The following is a 15,428-nucleotide window of genomic DNA, read 5'->3' on the forward strand; positions in this document are numbered from 1 at the left end:
AAGCGCATAAGGATCAAATGGAGTACAATATTTTGTACATTGATGTGAGGTCAGCATGAATATCCAGGTAATCGGCAAGGAAGTCCACCATCGGCGCCAAGCGGTTGGCCTGACTCAGCAGCGCTTGGCCAAACTGGCGAATTTGTCGCGTCAGACGGTGCAGCGACTGGAAGCGGGCACAATCAAAGATCTAAGTTTTCAGCGTCTCACCGCGCTGCTCGGCGTGCTGGGCCTCAGTTTTGACCAGCCTACCCTTGCCGCGCGGCAGCGCAAGCGCGGCCTATGGATGGCCGCCAAGACGTCCAGTGTCAGCTATCGTGCCGAATTGACGAGCGATCAATTGCAGCACGCGCTTGCGAGCGGCCAGGTTCCCGCCGGACGCGAATCGCATCTGCTGCACTTTCTTGATGAGGCACCGATGCCGCTGGTAGTGATGGCGATCGAGGAAACCGCTCAGCGCGAACAGGTCGATCCGATCGCAGTCTGGTCGAATGTTGCCAAGCTGGCGCAGCAACTGGGCGCCGTACGTAGCGCACTATGGTCATGATGCCAACGCGCGCGTTGCCCAGTGGGCCGTGGGAGGTGCTGTTCCAACAAGCATTGACGGTCATCGATGAGATTCGTCAGCACGGAGGCGTGTCCGATCCATTCGTGACGTTTGGCGGGGGTACGGTTTTAATGCTCCGGTACGACCACCGGGTGAGCAAGGACATCGACCTTTTTGTTCCGGACCCGCAGAGCCTCGGTTTCGTGACGCCGCGCCTGAGCGACGTCGCGGATTCACTGTGCGACTCGCAGTATGTCGAGGCCAACAACTACGTCAAATTGCAACTGCCGCAAGGGGAGATTGATTTCGTGGCGTCCCCCAATCTACTGGCGCCGCAGCACGCGTTTGAAATGTGGAACTTGTTTGGGCACGACGTGCGGGTCGAGACTGCCGCCGAGATCGTAGCGAAGAAGATGTTCCACCGAGGCGATAAGGCCACGGCGCGCGACGTGTTCGACCTGGCGATGGTGATTGAGCGCGAACCAGCTGCACTCAGCCAAGCGCAGCCATTTTTCTACCGTCATGCGGGCAAATTCATCGAGCACGTCCAAGCGCCCAGCGCAGGCTTTATTCGGCAGTTCATGGATATTGATGCCCGCAGCTATCAACCGACGTTCGAGCACGCGGCCAGCAAGGTACTGGCTTACTTCGATAGCATGAATCGGGACTTGGCGCGATCGGCAGAGCAAGCACGCCAATTTGTCGGTGATAAAGGATATTCGGTTCAGGCTGTGGACACGGAGCGCGGCAATTACGTCGGAAAGCCATTGCATACGACCGCTCACCATTTGGTCCAGGACCTTGGCCGCGCGACGGTGGCAATTCACGAAAAACACCGATTACCGGTTGAGGTGAACAATCCCGCGCACGACGTGTCACTGCACCTGCGCTACGCCCATGGCGCAGCGCTCTCGCTTTCTAACTCGCGCTCAAACGTCATCGAGCGCTGAGCTGACAGCGGTACTCGCTACCCACGCCGCACGCCCCACGACTGGAAAAACCGCTCGCTCCCACGCATGCGCCGTTTCGCTTCGACACTGGAATAGTGGCTTGTCGTGTCGAGACTGCGATGCCCCGCCAGCTGGCGCTCGACATCGGCCGGCGTGCCCGCCGCGAGACTGTGCGTCACTTTCGTGTGCCGTAAAAAATGTGTCGTTGCGCGATCGAGCTGCGCGGCCGACTCGGCATCTCCAGCGGCCAGTTGCTGCTGCGCGCAGCGTTTGAAGAATCCCACCAGCTGGTCGTACCAGGTCTGGGCGCCGATTCCAGCGTGCGGATCGACCGCGCCGACCGCGCCGATCGTGCCGGCCGCCCATGGCGCGCGCGTAGCAATATCGACGGCCTGGCCCAGCAGATGCGCTGCCTTGTTTTCCGGGGCAAGCAAGTCCGGCGCCAGTCCGCGCGAGGCCAGGTAATTCAGCAGATCCTCGATGACACCGGGCGGCACCGGCACGATGCGCGCCGTGTTCCCTTTGCCGACCACATGCAATTCCCACCCTTCCACGGTCTCGGGATCGTCGTCGTCGGGCGGGTAGGACACCCAGCGCAGATCGGCGACGGTCGCCGCCACAGCCTCGGCGCGCCGCAGGCCAGTGGCGTACATGCAGCGTAGGCCGAAGCGCAGGCGCAGGTTGGCCGACGTTTCCGGCAATGCGTCGAGCGCGTCGTTGATGACGCGCCACTGCGCCGCCGTCAGGCTGCGGCCCGTGTCGCCCCTACCCTGCGCTGCAGGCGCCGCCCGCGGCTTCGCTAGCCCCGAGAAGGGATTGGCCATCATGTAGCCCTTGTCCCGCAGGAAGCCGTAAAACGCGCCCAGGATCGTGATTGCGCGCGTGGCGGCCGTGGCACCCAGCGGCCCGGCGAACGGGCGCCAGGCGGGCCCGTAGCGCTCCCTGCCGCGCGCCTTGCTGCACCAGGTGTCCGACGGTGTGGGGTTGGCCATAAAGTCCCGGTACGCCGCCGCGTCCGCGAAGTCGATCGAGGACAAGGCTTTGCGTCGTTCGAGCACCGCCCACAGCAGGAAGCGATAGACCTCATTGAGGTAGGACGAAGCCGTCGTGGTCAGGAACATGGTCCAGGCCAGCGGGCCGTCGGGCAGCTGCTCGCCGGGATGCGCGCGCAGCCATTTTTCCTTGATGGCGTCGATTTCGGCTTGGGGCCGCTGCGGCTTGGCGCGGATGAATTCCAGCATCGCGTCGAAATCGTTGTCCACGCCCAGCATGCACTGCGCGGCGGGCATCCTGAAACGCCCGTCCCGCCCGGAAAGCGACACTGGCATGACGAACTTTTCAATGGGCACCACGGCCGTCGCCGGCGCAACCACCATCGCCAGCGCCGCCGCCTTCTGCTGGCGGCGCGGGACGTCGGCGTGCGCGCCGATGGGCAGTTGCGTGTCCTTGGCCACCGCCCGCATCCACGCCACCACGCGCGCGGCCTTGCCGGCGCCAATGGCGCGCATGCTGGCTGCCCAGCCCAGGCCCATGCCGTTGATGCGTTCGGCCAGCTGGCGCAGCGTCACGACGCCCGCCTCTGTGATGGGATCGGCCAGCTCCGGAATGAGCCAGGCCGCCACGGCGTCGTCCGGGCCCGGCTTTCCGGCGGCCAGGCCTTCGAGCCAGTGCAAGGCGGCGATCTGCTTGCGCAGCAGGCGCGCGTGCGCTTGTTGCCGCTTGGTCTGTTCGCCGTACTGTTCCGTATAGGCGCGCAGCTGCTCCTTGATCGGGAAGTCCTCCATCCCCGTTTCGAACGCGAATGCTTCCAACGTTGGAATTTCGCTGGCCGGGCGCAGCTGCGCGATCTTGTTCACGTCGAAGTGCAACAGGCGCGCCATGCCGGGGCGCGCGTGGCGCAGCGCCACGGCCGCGAGATCCGCGCGCAGCTGCTTGACCGCGCTGTTGATGGACCGGACATCGGTCACTGCGCCGTGTTGGGACAGGTAGTGGTCCCAGCGCTCGAAGATGTCGAGGCCTTCGATATAGCTGCGGAAGAAGGCGAAGTGCCCCATGTGGAGCATGAGGCGCCGCGTCGTTCTGGGTGGAGCCTTGACGGGCGGTGCCGCGTCGACGGCGCGGGCCTCAACCTGGCTATCGGCGTCGGGCGCGCCCTCGCCTTCCAAGTCGGGATCGGCCTGCGCCTGCTGCAGGGCCGCGCGGCGCGCCTTCTCCGCCTTCTCTCGCTTCCAGGCCTCGAACTCGGCGCGTTCGTCCAGCTCGACGTCGCTCAGGGTAAAATCTTGCGGCACGCGCCCCGTCATGCCGGGCGCCCGTTGCGGCAGGTTCCGGTACCGGCGGGGGCGACGAGCAGCTGGCCGGCCAGCTGGGGGCCAGGCGGCGCCGCGTCGTGTCGAAGGTGGCGAATGGGCCGTGCGTGGTCTACATTGAAGGTGGAGGCCAGGCTGGCGCCGCTGCCACTGCCGGCGCCGCGCGCCGAGCCGTTCGATTTGCCCGGCGTGGCCGGTGTGGGGGTGCTGCCGAGGGTCATGCGCGCTCCGGTTTGGGGTCCATCGAGTCCCTGCCGCCGTTTCCAAGTGCCTGAAAACGCTGGTGATTTGGAAAAATCGCGTGTCCGGCGGAACGAGCGTCAAAAAAGCCCCCCGAGTTTAGCGCAATTTTTCCACCCTTTGATAAGTTTAGTTATAAAAGGGTGCAAGCACCTTTATTTCCCTTGCCGATTTTTCACGGGCTGGCATGCTTTTCCGGCCCCGCTGCGGCCTTCCGCCCTTGCGACGGCCCGCCGGAAGGCGCACCGTCGGCCCGCGCGCGGGCGCGCGCCACGTTGTCCGGCGTCGGCGCCACGTAGCGCCCCTCCAGCGCCGCCAGCGGCCACAGGCCGAGATAAGTGTCGCCGTAGGCGCTGGCCAGGCGCCGCGGCGCCTTGACGGCCCAGGCGTGCAGCGCCGCGAAGGCGGGAGAATCGTAGAAGTGCTCCGCCTCGAACAGGTCGCCCCGCGTCACCGCCAGCGCCTCGGGCACGATGGGCAGGCCGAAGGTGACGGCCAGCGCGCGCAGGCCGGCCCGCGTAAGCGGCAAGGCGCATGTCGCCTCGTGCCAATACTTGCAGATATGCCATCGCGTCGGCATGTGCGGGTACTTTTGCGCCTCGTTGATCGAGGCCACGCCCAGCGCGCAAGCGCCGTCCGGGCACTCGACGTACAGCGTGTCGCCCCGGCGCATGCCCTGGAAGCGCAGACCTTCGATCGTCACGTCGATGAACACCTGGCCGGCGGGCGGGCGGTGCGCGACCGCGGCCAGCGGCCCGTCGGCCAGGGCGCGCATCCACGCGCGCGCCAGCTTGTATTCTTCGGCGCGGGTTTTCATGCGGCACGCTCGCAATCGACAAGCGCCGCCCAGTCGCCCAGCGGATCGCCGGGCGCCGGCACCGAGCCGGGCGACTGCCGCGCCAACCACGCGCCCAGCGCCGCGCGGGCGGGCGAATGGAGAAAAAAGTGGCGCGGCTCGACCAGGTGCCGGATCTCGCGTGGCAGTAAGGGGAGTACGGGCAGGCCGAAGACGTGCGCCAGCGCCTGCCGCCCCTGCTCGCTCAAGCTCAGGTGCTTGGCCAGGCATATCCGACCGCCGCCGTGCCGGCTGGCTAGCATCCAGTTGCGCGCGAGAGCGCTGTTCTCGTGGGCGGCCGTGACGTGGCCGGGGATTGTGGTGAGGATGGCCGCGCCCAGGCGCAGGCGGTCGCCCGACATGTCTTCGAGGTAGAGGGCGCCCCCATCGGCGACCCCGTGGAACAGCTGGCGCTCGATCTCGACCGCCACGAATGCCCCGGCCCGACCGGGCGGGAGCGCCTCGACGTCTGCCAGGCGCCGCTCGCCCTGGTAAATGTATTCGCCGGCGCCCAGCTGGCGCATCCAGTGGGCGGCAAAGATATCGGGCGGCAGATCGGCCACAGCGTCCTCCATCGAATTGGCGAGTTTCGTTGACTATAGACCGCGCACGGCGTTTTGCAAGCGGCGCGCTCAAGGTGTGCGCGCGAGGCGTGGCGCGCGTTTCCGGGCTGCGCGAATGCACGCCGCCGGCGCGCCGGAATCGGTGGACGCCGGTCAGTTTGTATCGTATGATTGTATCGGTACATTCGTATCGATACATTGTATCGTTACAATGTATCGATAACCCCGCTAAAACACCTGGAGAAAACATGCCCCGCGCACCCACGATCACCCAAGCCGACGTCAATGCCATTTGCGACCGCCTCCAGGCCCAAGGAATCAGGCCGGGCGTACGCAGGATCATCGAGGAGCACGGCAGCGGCGCGCAGGGGACGGTCTATCCCCTGTTCAAGAATTGGGAGGCGGGTAAGGAGCACCCGGCGCAGACCGCTCCGGCACTGTCGCCGGTATTGCAGCGGGCCTTGCTCGATTTTGTGAATCGGGAAACGTCGAGCGCGAAGGCGGCGCTGGAATCCCAGCTGGCCGAGACCGAACAGGCCGCCGCCGATCTGGCGCGGGAGAACGATCGCCAGGCCGGCGAGCTCGAAGACCAGGCCGAAGCGCACAGCAAGCTGCTCGACGGGCTGGCCAGCCTCCAGGGCCGCGTCGACCAGCTCGACAAGGACTTGCTGGCCGCGCAAGAAGAGACCGTGCGCGAACGCGGCGAGGCCGAGAAGGCGCGAACCGAACTGGCCGTGGCGCTGCTGCGCCTGGAAGCCATGCCGCGCTTGGAAAGCGATCTGGCGGCGGCGCGCGGCGAATGCGACACCGAGCGCCGCGCGCGCATCGCGGCCGAACAGGCGGCGGCCGTCGCCACGGCGCAAAAGGAAGGTCTCGCGGAGCGCCTGTCCGATGACAAGGCGCGCATCGAGACGCTGGAAGCGCAGTTGGCCAAGGAACAGGACAGCGCGCGCCGCCAGGCGGCGGAGCTGACGGCCGCGCGGGTGGCAGTGGAAGCGGCCAACGCGCGACTTGAGTCTGCAGACCGCGAAATCAAGAGCGCGCGCGAATCCGCGAGCGAGGCGCGTGCACGGGAACGCGAAGCGATCGAGACGGCGGCGGAGCTGCGCGGGCAGATTAAACCTGCCAAGTAAGCGCCGTTGTGCGCGCATTGTCTGTCTCTGCTGGCGCCGTCATTTTTTCGCCGGCGCCGAACCCGCTACTTAATGTTCAGCAGATCGTATAGGCGGCGTTAAGCGGGTTCAGGCACAGCATTTGGCGGCGGCTCCCGACGTTCCTTGTCCCGCTGCGGCGCAGGTTGGCCGGGTCTCGGCAAGACTTCTTCGCTGGGTTCGAATTCCTCTTCGCACGGTGCTGACGGGGCAGCTTCGGCGAGGATGCTTCGGATGCGCGCTTTCCGCGCAGTGCGATATCGATCTGGCGTAGAAATCATGATACACACCCTGACGTATTTGAATACGGCCAGCATATGCCAGGGTGATGCAAGCGGAGCTGATTTGCCTCATGAAATCAAACTCGCCTTGTGTTCCCGTAATTTCCAAATTTAGTATATTCACCGTTCCATGTCAGGCGAACCGTACCTATAGGGCCAGATCGCTGCTTGCCGATGATAACTTCTGCTGTGCCCTTGTCAGGCGAATCCGGGTAATAGACTTCATCGCGGTACAGGAAGAGGATTACGTCAGCATCTTGTTCGATGGCGCCAGACTCTCGCAAGTCGGACATTACGGGGCGTTTGTTTTGACGACTCTCCAGCGAGCGGTTCAGCTGCGAGAGCGCGATCACGGGGCATTTTAGCTCCTTCGCCAAAGCCTTGAGACCGCGTGAGATTTCAGCGACTTCTGTTGCTCGGTTCTCTGGCTTACCTTGATCCTTATTACTGCCGACCATCAGCTGCAGGTAGTCGACAATGACCAGCCCCAATGCGCCCTGTTGCTTTGCGAGCCGGCGCGCCCTGGCTCTAAGCTCCATCGGGCTCAGACTCGGCGTCTCGTCAATGAATACGGGCGCTTCATTCAATTTCTGAACTGCGTGCGTCAGCCTTGGCCAGTCCTCGTCAATAAGCTTGCCGCTACGAAGGCGCTGCTGATCGAGCTGGCCGACGGAACCGAGCATGCGCTGTGCAAGTGCGGTATCGCCCATCTCCATCGAATATATGACGACAGGCTTGCCGGCCGTAAGCGCCACGTTTTCCCCGATATTGACGGCGAAACTGGTTTTGCCCATGGACGGCCGTCCAGCGACGACAACCATGTCCCCTGGTTGCAGGCCTGACGTCATCTTGTCCAATTCGGTGAAGCCAGTTGCGACCCCAGTAATCTCGCTAGGATCGTCACGGGAATACAAGGCATCGACGCGCTCAACGACTTGGATAAGCAGCGGTTGAATCGGCACCGCCCCGCCTGTCCCGCGGGACCGTTCTTCTGCTATTGCCAGAATCTTCGCTTCTGCCTGGTCAAGCATTCCCATCATGTCTTCGTTGTGCAACGTGTAGGCGTCCTCGCATATCTCATTCGCGACGGAGATGAGCTTGCGTGCAACGCCGCGATTGCGAACGATTTCCGCATAGCGCGTGATATTCGCAGTTGAGGGCGTGTTCTGCGCCATTGCGTTGAGGTACGGCAGACCGCCGCAATCTTGAGCCTTGCCGAGCTGGGTCAATTGCTCGAACACGGTAATCACGTCGGCGGGCTTTCCGCTGTTGATCAGCCGGATAATTTCCTGAAAGATCAGGCGGTGGTCGTACCGGTAGAAATCAGGCGCGCTAACGGCGCTGCTAATTCGATCCCACGCGGTGTTGTCACGAAGTAGTCCACCTAAAACCGATTGCTCCGCTTCTATTGAGTGCGGTGGTACCCGAAGGTTGTCTACGTTGTAGTCATTTTTGCTCATGGATGGCTGCTCTTCTCTTTTAACTAATCGGCGGCGCTGGTGCATTGAATGCCCGACAGACCGAGGTATCCCGCTGGGCTCATTCCGGCTTCGTACGCATCATATGCTTGATCGAGGGGCGAACGCTCGTTGGTTGCGAAAGTAGCGTCGTCAATATCGCGACCGATGATCGCCTCGACGCGATCGATCCAATCGACCCAGGTCATCTTGTTGGCACTGGACCGCGTTTCAATGCTCATGTTCATATCACCGGAAGAGTTTTGACAAGCCATTATAGGCACATGTGCCTATAATGGCAAGGCTTTGATTTGAATCCGTTGCGGCGCCTGGTCGGCGCCGCCCGAAGTGACGAGAGTTGAGGGGGGGAGGTAGAGTGGTATTGCGTGCAGGAAGGCTTTTCCAACGTCAGAAACAAAGGTATGTTACTTCGCCCTTTTCCTGAAATCCCAAGGTGGGATAGGTCGATCCTCGGCCCAAAGTCCTATGTGTTTTGCTTTGGCCGTCGTCTCAGCTTGACTGTAGCTGGCGTCGTTAGAATACCTTCTATACATCCAAGCATAGCCGCGCGCGACCTGCTCACGATTCACATCGACGCCGTTAAAGGAAACTTGACAGACGGACCGGCCGTACCGATCCTGGTCCACTATTTTGACATCAACCGTTTGGCGGTAGATCATGTCAGACAGGGACTGCTTAGACGCCTGTCCGAATGGCTGGCTCTTTTCGGGCGCGTCGATGCCGTACAAGCGGCATTTCACTTCGCGCTTTTCGTTGCTCAACACCCTGATTGTATCCCCATCCGATATGCCGACAACAGTATAGGGTTGCGCCCAAACTGGCGACAACGCGAAAATCGTAACGAGTGCAAGCATCAATCGCATGATCATCTTTTCCGTTCATTATCCTGGCTTCCGGCCAGCTGCGGGCGTCTTGGACGCGGTTCTTCGTGAAGCGCTTAGCCGTAGCAGCGTGTACGCTCAACGTATTCAGGGTGGAGGTTCGGATTCAGCCGCTGGCCGTCAAGCATCCGTTGGGCCGGGCCTTGGTCACCTGCCACGGTCAGCGCCAGATATGCATACAACAGCTCTTGGGCGCGGTTATTGGCTTCCCCGAGATAGGACACCATTCCGAGGATCTGGTTGTTGAAGCTGACCTGTTTCATATCGACGGATTCGTTGCGCAGCTGGTCCTGGAGATAGCAGCAGATAGCTGTCACCTCGGAGGCGAAGCTGGCAGCCTGCCGTGCGCGCCAAGCTTCGAATGATTCGATTGGGCGGCCCCAGGTGGTGCTTTGATTTGGCAGTTGCATCATTATCCTTTCTTGCCCGGCTTCCGGCCGGCAGTCGGGCACCACCAGGGCGCAAGTTTTTTCTAGTGCGACTGCCCAACCGCGACTGCCCCCTTCATTCCCGCGAAAAGCAATTCCATGGCTTGGGACTGAACGCAAACATTGGACGGGCCCATGCCGGCGTGGGCGGCCTGCGTTGCAAGCAGCTTGCTGGCCAAGCCCAATGCCGCAACCGCATCTTGCCAAGGCAGATTGGAGAACATCGCTATTGCCATGACTTCGCAGGCGAATTCTTCAACAGCCTGGCTCAGCGGATTTTCAATCTCGCTCATTTCAGGCACGCCCTTGGCCGCGTTCTTTGGCCGGCTCTTTGATTTTTACATCCGCACGCCCACCCTTGTAGGCGATCGTCAACTGCTCACCGACCATTGGGACCTTGTCCAGCAGCCGCTTGTCGTGGATCGATACCTCATTGCGGCCACGGTCCTGCACAACGTGTACCGCAGTCTGCGCAATAATTACGCCCGAATACCGTCCGGATGAAACATCCACCGTTTTAACGTCGCTTTGCGCCACCAGTGCTAGCGCGCTTTGCAGCGAGCGGCTTACGTTGGCGTTACTCTGTTCGCGCGTCTGCGTGTCGATCGTCTTCGCAATCGACAACGCTGCAGGCGACAGGTTCAGTGCGCCGCGATGCTTCTCCATTTCTTCGGCGGAGGAAAACACGGCAGTAAAGCGCAACGAATTTTCGGAATAGTCGACCGCCAGGCTTCCAGTTTCATAATCGAGATATGGATCACCCAGGGCCACGCGGTGCGGGCGGACGGCTGCACTCTTTGGCGTCGCTTCGCGCGCTTCCATGGCGCGACCGACAAACTCCCGATCGAGCGCATGCTCCGCGGCAAACTCGGCAACCATGGCCATGCTGTTGAACATCACGACGTGCGAGACTTCGCCGTTTTGCGCCGTGAGGTTGACGGCCAGATCCCCGCTCTTTGGCTCGACATAAGCTTCGCCGATGGTCAGCTCGGAGATGTTTTCGATTACCTGGCCCCTGCCGCGATAATACGCGACCGTCACATTTTGGCCGATGGCAGGCTGACTTTCGAGGCGGCGATTCTCGTGCACGACGATTTCGCCGTCGCCAAGGCTTTGTACGGTGAACCCCGCGTTTTGCGAGACGATGGCGCCCCGCGATACGCCGGCGGCGGACTTTTCCACCACAGGGGTGCCGAGGGCCTTAACCGCGTCGTCCAGAACTGGCTTGAGCAGGGAGCCGAATTCGCGCTGCGATTGAATTTCTTGGGCCACCAATGGATGTGAAAATCCTTGGGTTACCAGTTCGTATTCGGCGGTAACCGTCGGGGTCAGCACGTGCATGATCGACGCATCGAGCACCGTGGCCAGATACGCATGGCGCAACGCGAGAAGTTCGGCAACCTTGACGTTGTCCCGAAACGAATGTGGATCGAGTCCCAACTTTTCGGTCAAAGCGTGAATCGCAACATCGCGAAACTCGTGGTCGCGGGCCGAGTCGCCAAGCTTCCCGGCCATGTCACCGTTCATGCTGACCGAGTAAGTCACGACATCGTGGGAGGTGCCGACTTGAGGCCAGCGATTCATCCCGCCCGATGGGCGAATCGATTCAGCGAATTGGGCGAAGGTCATTTCGTGCAGTGGAGTCATAGCGAATACCGGAGAGGGTTATGAAGGGGGATAGACGTCGTCAGTCTTGGGGGCACGGCTGCAAGGGTCGTGGCGCCGGCGGGCCGATTTCTTGGCGCAAACGATTTTGCGAGGAGCCGTCTGCCCTGCCCCCTTGAGTGCTTGGCCGCAGTGCGCGCGCAGAGAAACGCGAAGAGAAGCCGAGCATGCTGATGATGTCGATGGTGATGTGCTGATCGACGCCGCGCACCATCGCCAGCTCCTGTACACCACTTTCGATCGAGGGGAAGTAGATCGGTTCGCCATCGTCATCGACCACAATGAATTGCTGGCCATCGCAGGCGACAAACAGCCTGCAACCGAAACCCGGAATCACGGACAGCGTCGGAGTGAAGTAAGGCGCCGCCTTAGGTCCACGGACGAGCGACGCCAATTCCCCATATGCGATTTTTTTGCTCATTGCCTTCTCCAACTATCCGTAATTTAATTTAAATATATCACAATTTACCGAATCTTACTACGCGCAATAGCAGGCCTGGACACTAGCATTTCCAACGTTGGAAACTAACGACCGGGCCGGCACTAACCTGGTTCGATCACTGCTTGTTCATTTTCAGCGTCATCAGCCGGGTTTCGAGCGCCACTACGGCCCAGCGTGGGCACGGCCGCCAGTTGACGCTTTCCTCATCATTCAACCAAGAGCGTACCGTCCTGACGGAGCAACTACGATTGGTCTGCTCTGTGATGAGCGTGGCTGCCGCCTTTTGGGTGATTTCGCTTTCGGCGAGCAGCTTGGTAAATTCTTCGCGATTTTTCCGCGCTTCTTCGAGTGTGGTCAGGGGCTTCATGCTAATCGAGGAAATAGGTACATGTGCCTATTCTACCCTATTTCCTCTTCTTTCGGGAACGTGTCGCGGTCTAGTTATTTCCGGAAAGGCGCCGGAGCCGGAAATTCGGGAATGTCGTCAGCAGTGCTCCATTGCCAGGACTTGATCGAGCTACCGCTAGTCAGGTCTGCCATTTCCTTCGCAAACTGATCTGTGGCACCGAAAGGCATGATGTACATTGCGACTGGCTCCGCCGTGTCGGAAAGTACGGCACTGGCCAATGGCGCCGTGCTCGGCAGGTTGTAGCGCAAGCCTTTGACGAAACGTCGCTTCTGTTTGGTCAGAGCGTCGATAAGCATTTTCTCATCGATGCTTTCGTAGGGAATCCAGTTTTCATTCACCAGGATCAGTGAAGCCTCTTCGATTGTAGCCACCCCAGCTCCGCTCACGCCGAACGTGCCCACCACCATTAAATGTGAGGTTTCAGTACCGCCCCATAGCGACAGCTCATTCTCGAAACGTTTGACCAGGCGCTTGTACAGGTCTTCATTCATCATGAAATGGGCATCGGACAAATGCTTGAGGATCATTTTTTTGCCGAATCGCGCGTCGCCGATTTCCTTCACCTCGCCAACGACCAGCATCAGGCGACGCGAAGCGCCATCTGATTGAGCTAGCTGGTTGAAGACGGTCAGGCGCCGGCGCGCGATTTCGTCCTTCTTGTCCATGCTCCACGATTCCGGAATGTAGAGCAGATCCGCGACGGAACCGCCCTTCGCGACCTTGTCGGCAGCCGCTTCCAGCAGATACTTCCGTACGACCCACCAACTCCGCTTGCCTTCCATGGCGGGCGACCAGCGCGTCAAGCCTGCTTCATCCAGCAGGTAATGCAGCGTGCCACGTAGCGTCAATTTCTTGCCATCTGTCTTCACGCTGTCATGTTCTGCGCCGCTCGGCGCGGGCGCCGCGCGGGCGCCATTTTTAGACAAAGCGAAATCGAATTTCAGCGTGGTGACGCCGTCAGCGAGATTGGTTTGGATCGCGCCGCCCATGACCTCTCCGAGACCCGACAATTCTGCTGGGGGCTCGTACGAATCGCACGCAGGGGTGTGGAGCGCGCCGCTATGCGGCATGCGCTTGATGATGTACTGGTGGCCAAGTTTGGCCACGTACATTTCGACGCCAGGGTGACGGCACATGCATAGCGGGCGGTTGGGCGAGCCATAGATCGCCGCCAAGGCCTCTTTAAGCCGCGCGTCGTTAGGTTCGTACAGCTTTTCAGCAATCTTATAGCTCATGGTATCTCACTCTAAAATAAATATATTTATGCATTGAAAATAAAGGCCAATAGTTACGCCTATGTTTCGCCGTACTCGTCGCACCAGAATTGCCATGCGAGGACGCTACACCAGGCAACAACCCCTGTCCCGCTCCCCACTACATAACCCACCAAATCCTGATCCCGCGCGACTACACGGCGCCCAAGTGCGCCGGCGCGACCTTGCACCAGGTCTCCTACCACGGGTTGATCCTGTGCCCGGCGTCCAAGCGGAAATCCGCCTTGAAGGCCGTCATCGATTTCAACGGAATCCAACATGATTCCTCGTCTGTACGCGCGCGATAAACTGTCCGTCGCTCAATAAAAAACACATCACTTCCGCCCCTCTTTCTGGTCTTGCTCGCGCTGCTTAACACGCGCCAAGGCCTCCGCCAAGTCTGCGCTATGAGGCTTTCCCGCGACACCGAAAATACCCAAAAAAGCCGCTGCACAGATGATCACGACGGACACCGCGCCGAGCGTCGCATCAGCAAAGATCCAGGCCCCCCATGCAGGCAATTGGAACGGCTCCTGGCCTTGCCCGATGATGCCGTGCATGATGAGGTGCGGCAGGACGAACATTCCGAAACCTAAGCCCAGATTACGCACGCTATCCAGTCGGCTTACGATATAGCTTGCGATCAGCATGGCGCATGCGCCCACTACCAGGACCGGCAGCAATGGCAAACCGAAAACCGCGCATGCGGCCATCGCAACGATTATCAACAGCAGCATCTTCGTTCCTTTCAAAGGTTGTAGTATTTCAGTATAGGCACATGTGCCTATACAGTCAAGGGCATTTCGCTTAAGCTGCCTTTCTTCGATTCAAGATACGCGTCCACTCGAACGTAATGCGCATGCGCGCAATCTCCACGAATTCACTTTGCAGCTCTATTCCAATAAAACGGTAGCCTTCCCGAACCGCTGCCTTACCGGTAGATCCTGACCCGGCAAAGGGATCGAGCACAATGCCCCCGGCTGGTGTCACGAGGCGACACAAGTGTGCCATCAACATCGTCGGCTTGACAGTCGGGTGTACGTTACCCTTTATCGCCCGCTCCCTATTGAGGTTTTCAATATCGCGCAATGTCACCCCGCGCTTGAACTGCGGGCCCGGATCTACCAGCCCTTCGTGCCGGTCGCGCGAGCTGATCTTGGCGCAGTAGAAGAAACGGGCTGCCGAACCGACGTCAAGCCTGCGCTCGCCTGGCGTGGCAGAAAAGTCCGCAGAAGACTTGTTATACCGGCGCGTCGCGGTGGCTTCGTCGTTCGCGTGTCTGCTGAAGCTGCGACGTTGGGCCACGTTGTACACGTTGGACCTGCTAGCCGACGGCTCGGTGCCTCGCACGTCGCCTTTCTGACCAGGTGCGGGCGGAAACAACGCCTTGACGGCATCGCTGTCGTCACGAATAACGTTGGCGGGCCAGCGGCCCAACTGGTCGGTCTCGTCGCTGGTGGAATCTAGCACTCCCGAATCAACTCGGCAGCCGTCTATATTCAGCGCCCCTACCCCGAACCGCCGCATGTTTTCGTCAATCGGCCCGATCGGCATCTTTCTCGCGACGCATATTGGCTCGTGCGCCGGCTTGAGGCCGCCTCGCGCCCACCCCTCGAATCCGGCTTCGATCATGCGCGCGCTGACTTCGTCTCCGCGTTTGGCCTTATCCGTGGTCCAACGTTCGCCCTTAGGCATGCCGGAACCGAAAATCCACATGATCTGGTCTCGAATGACAAAGCCAGCGTCCTCGATCGCGCTCACCATGCGATGGCAGGTACGCGCACCGCCGAAGGCGAGCAGGTGCCCTCCAGGCTTGAGCACTCGCAGACATTCGGCCCATACCGCTGGATCGAATGCCACCCCGGAGCGGTCCCAATCTTTCGCCATTAGATTCAATTCGTAGGGGGGATCGGTGACGATCGAATCGACGGAGTTGTCTGGCATCGCGCGCAGTCGATCGCGCGCGTCGCCGTGGATAAGCATGAAGGGCTGCATT

The 15,428-nt window shown here is 60.8% G+C and carries 17 protein-coding genes; 3 read left to right on the forward strand and 14 right to left on the reverse strand.

Annotation, left to right across the window (positions count from 1 at the left end; all coding sequences use genetic code 11):
* The first annotated feature begins 55 nt into the window (after nt 1–55).
* Nucleotides 56–547 (forward strand): helix-turn-helix domain-containing protein, encoded by a 492-nt coding sequence (locus AC1RTP_RS26865; protein WP_498611701.1) that lies wholly within the window; start codon nt 56–58, stop codon nt 545–547.
* Nucleotides 538–1,497, forward strand: a complete 960-nt coding sequence (locus AC1RTP_RS26870) for a nucleotidyl transferase AbiEii/AbiGii toxin family protein (protein ID WP_498611702.1) — start codon at nt 538–540, stop codon at nt 1,495–1,497. The genes AC1RTP_RS26865 and AC1RTP_RS26870 overlap by 10 nt, the downstream gene beginning before the upstream one ends.
* 17 nt (nt 1,498–1,514) lie before the next feature.
* Here AC1RTP_RS26870 and AC1RTP_RS26875 read toward each other — a convergent pair whose 3' ends face one another.
* The 3 genes from AC1RTP_RS26875 to AC1RTP_RS26885 all read right to left on the reverse strand — a co-directional run bounded on the left by AC1RTP_RS26875 (nt 1,515) and on the right by AC1RTP_RS26885 (nt 5,444).
* Complete coding sequence (locus tag AC1RTP_RS26875; RefSeq protein WP_498611703.1) at nt 1,515–3,800, reverse strand: site-specific integrase; 2,286 nt, start codon at nt 3,798–3,800, stop codon at nt 1,515–1,517.
* A 421-nt stretch (nt 3,801–4,221) separates the two neighbouring features.
* On the reverse strand, nt 4,222–4,863 hold the full coding sequence (locus tag AC1RTP_RS26880) for a hypothetical protein (protein ID WP_498611704.1): 642 nt from the start codon (nt 4,861–4,863) through the stop codon (nt 4,222–4,224).
* Nucleotides 4,860–5,444 (reverse strand): hypothetical protein, encoded by a 585-nt coding sequence (locus AC1RTP_RS26885; RefSeq protein ID WP_498611705.1) that lies wholly within the window; start codon nt 5,442–5,444, stop codon nt 4,860–4,862. Before AC1RTP_RS26885 ends, AC1RTP_RS26880 begins: the two co-directional genes overlap by 4 nt.
* Nucleotides 5,445–5,692: 248 nt before the next feature.
* Between AC1RTP_RS26885 and AC1RTP_RS26890 the strand changes: the two genes are divergently transcribed.
* Nucleotides 5,693–6,577 carry a DNA-binding protein gene (locus tag AC1RTP_RS26890; RefSeq protein WP_498611706.1) on the forward strand — a complete coding sequence of 295 codons (885 nt, stop codon included), beginning with the start codon at nt 5,693–5,695 and terminating at the stop codon, nt 6,575–6,577.
* Nucleotides 6,578–6,953: 376 nt separating this feature from the next.
* Here AC1RTP_RS26890 and dnaB read toward each other — a convergent pair whose 3' ends face one another.
* From dnaB to AC1RTP_RS26945, 11 genes are all read right to left on the reverse strand, one after another.
* Nucleotides 6,954–8,336 carry a replicative DNA helicase gene (dnaB, locus tag AC1RTP_RS26895; protein ID WP_498611707.1) on the reverse strand — a complete coding sequence of 461 codons (1,383 nt, stop codon included), beginning with the start codon at nt 8,334–8,336 and terminating at the stop codon, nt 6,954–6,956.
* Nucleotides 8,337–8,359: 23 nt separating this feature from the next.
* Entirely contained in the window at nt 8,360–8,575 is a 216-nt protein-coding gene (locus AC1RTP_RS26900; protein WP_498611708.1) for a hypothetical protein, read from the reverse strand.
* 183 nt (nt 8,576–8,758) lie between these two features.
* A complete protein-coding gene (locus AC1RTP_RS26905; RefSeq protein WP_498611709.1) occupies nt 8,759–9,223 on the reverse strand; it encodes a thermonuclease family protein in 465 nt (154 codons plus the stop codon).
* A gap of 68 nt (nt 9,224–9,291) precedes the next feature.
* On the reverse strand, nt 9,292–9,648 hold the full coding sequence (locus tag AC1RTP_RS26910) for a hypothetical protein (protein WP_498611710.1): 357 nt from the start codon (nt 9,646–9,648) through the stop codon (nt 9,292–9,294).
* Nucleotides 9,649–9,707: 59 nt separating this feature from the next.
* Nucleotides 9,708–9,956, reverse strand: a complete 249-nt coding sequence (locus AC1RTP_RS26915; RefSeq protein ID WP_498611711.1) for a hypothetical protein — start codon at nt 9,954–9,956, stop codon at nt 9,708–9,710.
* Nucleotide 9,957: 1 nt separating this feature from the next.
* Nucleotides 9,958–11,310, reverse strand: a complete 1,353-nt coding sequence (locus tag AC1RTP_RS26920) for a KfrB domain-containing protein (RefSeq protein ID WP_498611712.1) — start codon at nt 11,308–11,310, stop codon at nt 9,958–9,960.
* A 40-nt stretch (nt 11,311–11,350) separates the two neighbouring features.
* Entirely contained in the window at nt 11,351–11,749 is a 399-nt protein-coding gene (locus AC1RTP_RS26925) for a hypothetical protein (RefSeq protein WP_498611713.1), read from the reverse strand.
* Nucleotides 11,750–11,885: 136 nt separating this feature from the next.
* Nucleotides 11,886–12,137: a hypothetical protein gene (locus tag AC1RTP_RS26930; RefSeq protein ID WP_498611714.1), complete on the reverse strand. Its 252-nt coding sequence runs from the start codon at nt 12,135–12,137 to the stop codon at nt 11,886–11,888.
* A gap of 74 nt (nt 12,138–12,211) precedes the next feature.
* On the reverse strand, nt 12,212–13,414 hold the full coding sequence (locus AC1RTP_RS26935; RefSeq protein ID WP_498611715.1) for a DUF1173 domain-containing protein: 1,203 nt from the start codon (nt 13,412–13,414) through the stop codon (nt 12,212–12,214).
* 353 nt (nt 13,415–13,767) lie between these two features.
* The gene (locus tag AC1RTP_RS26940; protein ID WP_498611716.1) at nt 13,768–14,169 is read right to left on the reverse strand and encodes a hypothetical protein; all 402 of its coding nucleotides are present in this window, start codon (nt 14,167–14,169) and stop codon (nt 13,768–13,770) included.
* Nucleotides 14,170–14,239: 70 nt separating this feature from the next.
* Nucleotides 14,240–15,427 (reverse strand): DNA-methyltransferase, encoded by a 1,188-nt coding sequence (locus AC1RTP_RS26945; RefSeq protein ID WP_498611717.1) that lies wholly within the window; start codon nt 15,425–15,427, stop codon nt 14,240–14,242.
* Nucleotide 15,428 lies beyond the last annotated feature (1 nt).

This window comes from Pseudoduganella sp. GW821-FHT11H04 (assembly GCF_058807935.1).

Coding starts and splice junctions, on each gene's coding strand:
- AC1RTP_RS26865 (WP_498611701.1), top strand. CDS start 56: ATGAATATCCAGGTAATCGGCAAGGAAGTCCACCATCGGCGCCAAGCG.
- AC1RTP_RS26870 (WP_498611702.1), top strand. CDS start 538: ATGGTCATGATGCCAACGCGCGCGTTGCCCAGTGGGCCGTGGGAGGTG.
- AC1RTP_RS26875 (WP_498611703.1), bottom strand. CDS start 3,800: ATGACGGGGCGCGTGCCGCAAGATTTTACCCTGAGCGACGTCGAGCTG.
- AC1RTP_RS26880 (WP_498611704.1), bottom strand. CDS start 4,863: ATGAAAACCCGCGCCGAAGAATACAAGCTGGCGCGCGCGTGGATGCGC.
- AC1RTP_RS26890 (WP_498611706.1), top strand. CDS start 5,693: ATGCCCCGCGCACCCACGATCACCCAAGCCGACGTCAATGCCATTTGC.
- dnaB (WP_498611707.1), bottom strand. CDS start 8,336: ATGAGCAAAAATGACTACAACGTAGACAACCTTCGGGTACCACCGCAC.
- AC1RTP_RS26900 (WP_498611708.1), bottom strand. CDS start 8,575: ATGAGCATTGAAACGCGGTCCAGTGCCAACAAGATGACCTGGGTCGAT.
- AC1RTP_RS26905 (WP_498611709.1), bottom strand. CDS start 9,223: ATGATCATGCGATTGATGCTTGCACTCGTTACGATTTTCGCGTTGTCG.
- AC1RTP_RS26910 (WP_498611710.1), bottom strand. CDS start 9,648: ATGATGCAACTGCCAAATCAAAGCACCACCTGGGGCCGCCCAATCGAA.
- AC1RTP_RS26915 (WP_498611711.1), bottom strand. CDS start 9,956: ATGAGCGAGATTGAAAATCCGCTGAGCCAGGCTGTTGAAGAATTCGCC.
- AC1RTP_RS26920 (WP_498611712.1), bottom strand. CDS start 11,310: ATGACTCCACTGCACGAAATGACCTTCGCCCAATTCGCTGAATCGATT.
- AC1RTP_RS26925 (WP_498611713.1), bottom strand. CDS start 11,749: ATGAGCAAAAAAATCGCATATGGGGAATTGGCGTCGCTCGTCCGTGGA.
- AC1RTP_RS26930 (WP_498611714.1), bottom strand. CDS start 12,137: ATGAAGCCCCTGACCACACTCGAAGAAGCGCGGAAAAATCGCGAAGAA.
- AC1RTP_RS26935 (WP_498611715.1), bottom strand. CDS start 13,414: ATGAGCTATAAGATTGCTGAAAAGCTGTACGAACCTAACGACGCGCGG.
- AC1RTP_RS26940 (WP_498611716.1), bottom strand. CDS start 14,169: ATGCTGCTGTTGATAATCGTTGCGATGGCCGCATGCGCGGTTTTCGGT.
- AC1RTP_RS26945 (WP_498611717.1), bottom strand. CDS start 15,427: ATGCAGCCCTTCATGCTTATCCACGGCGACGCGCGCGATCGACTGCGC.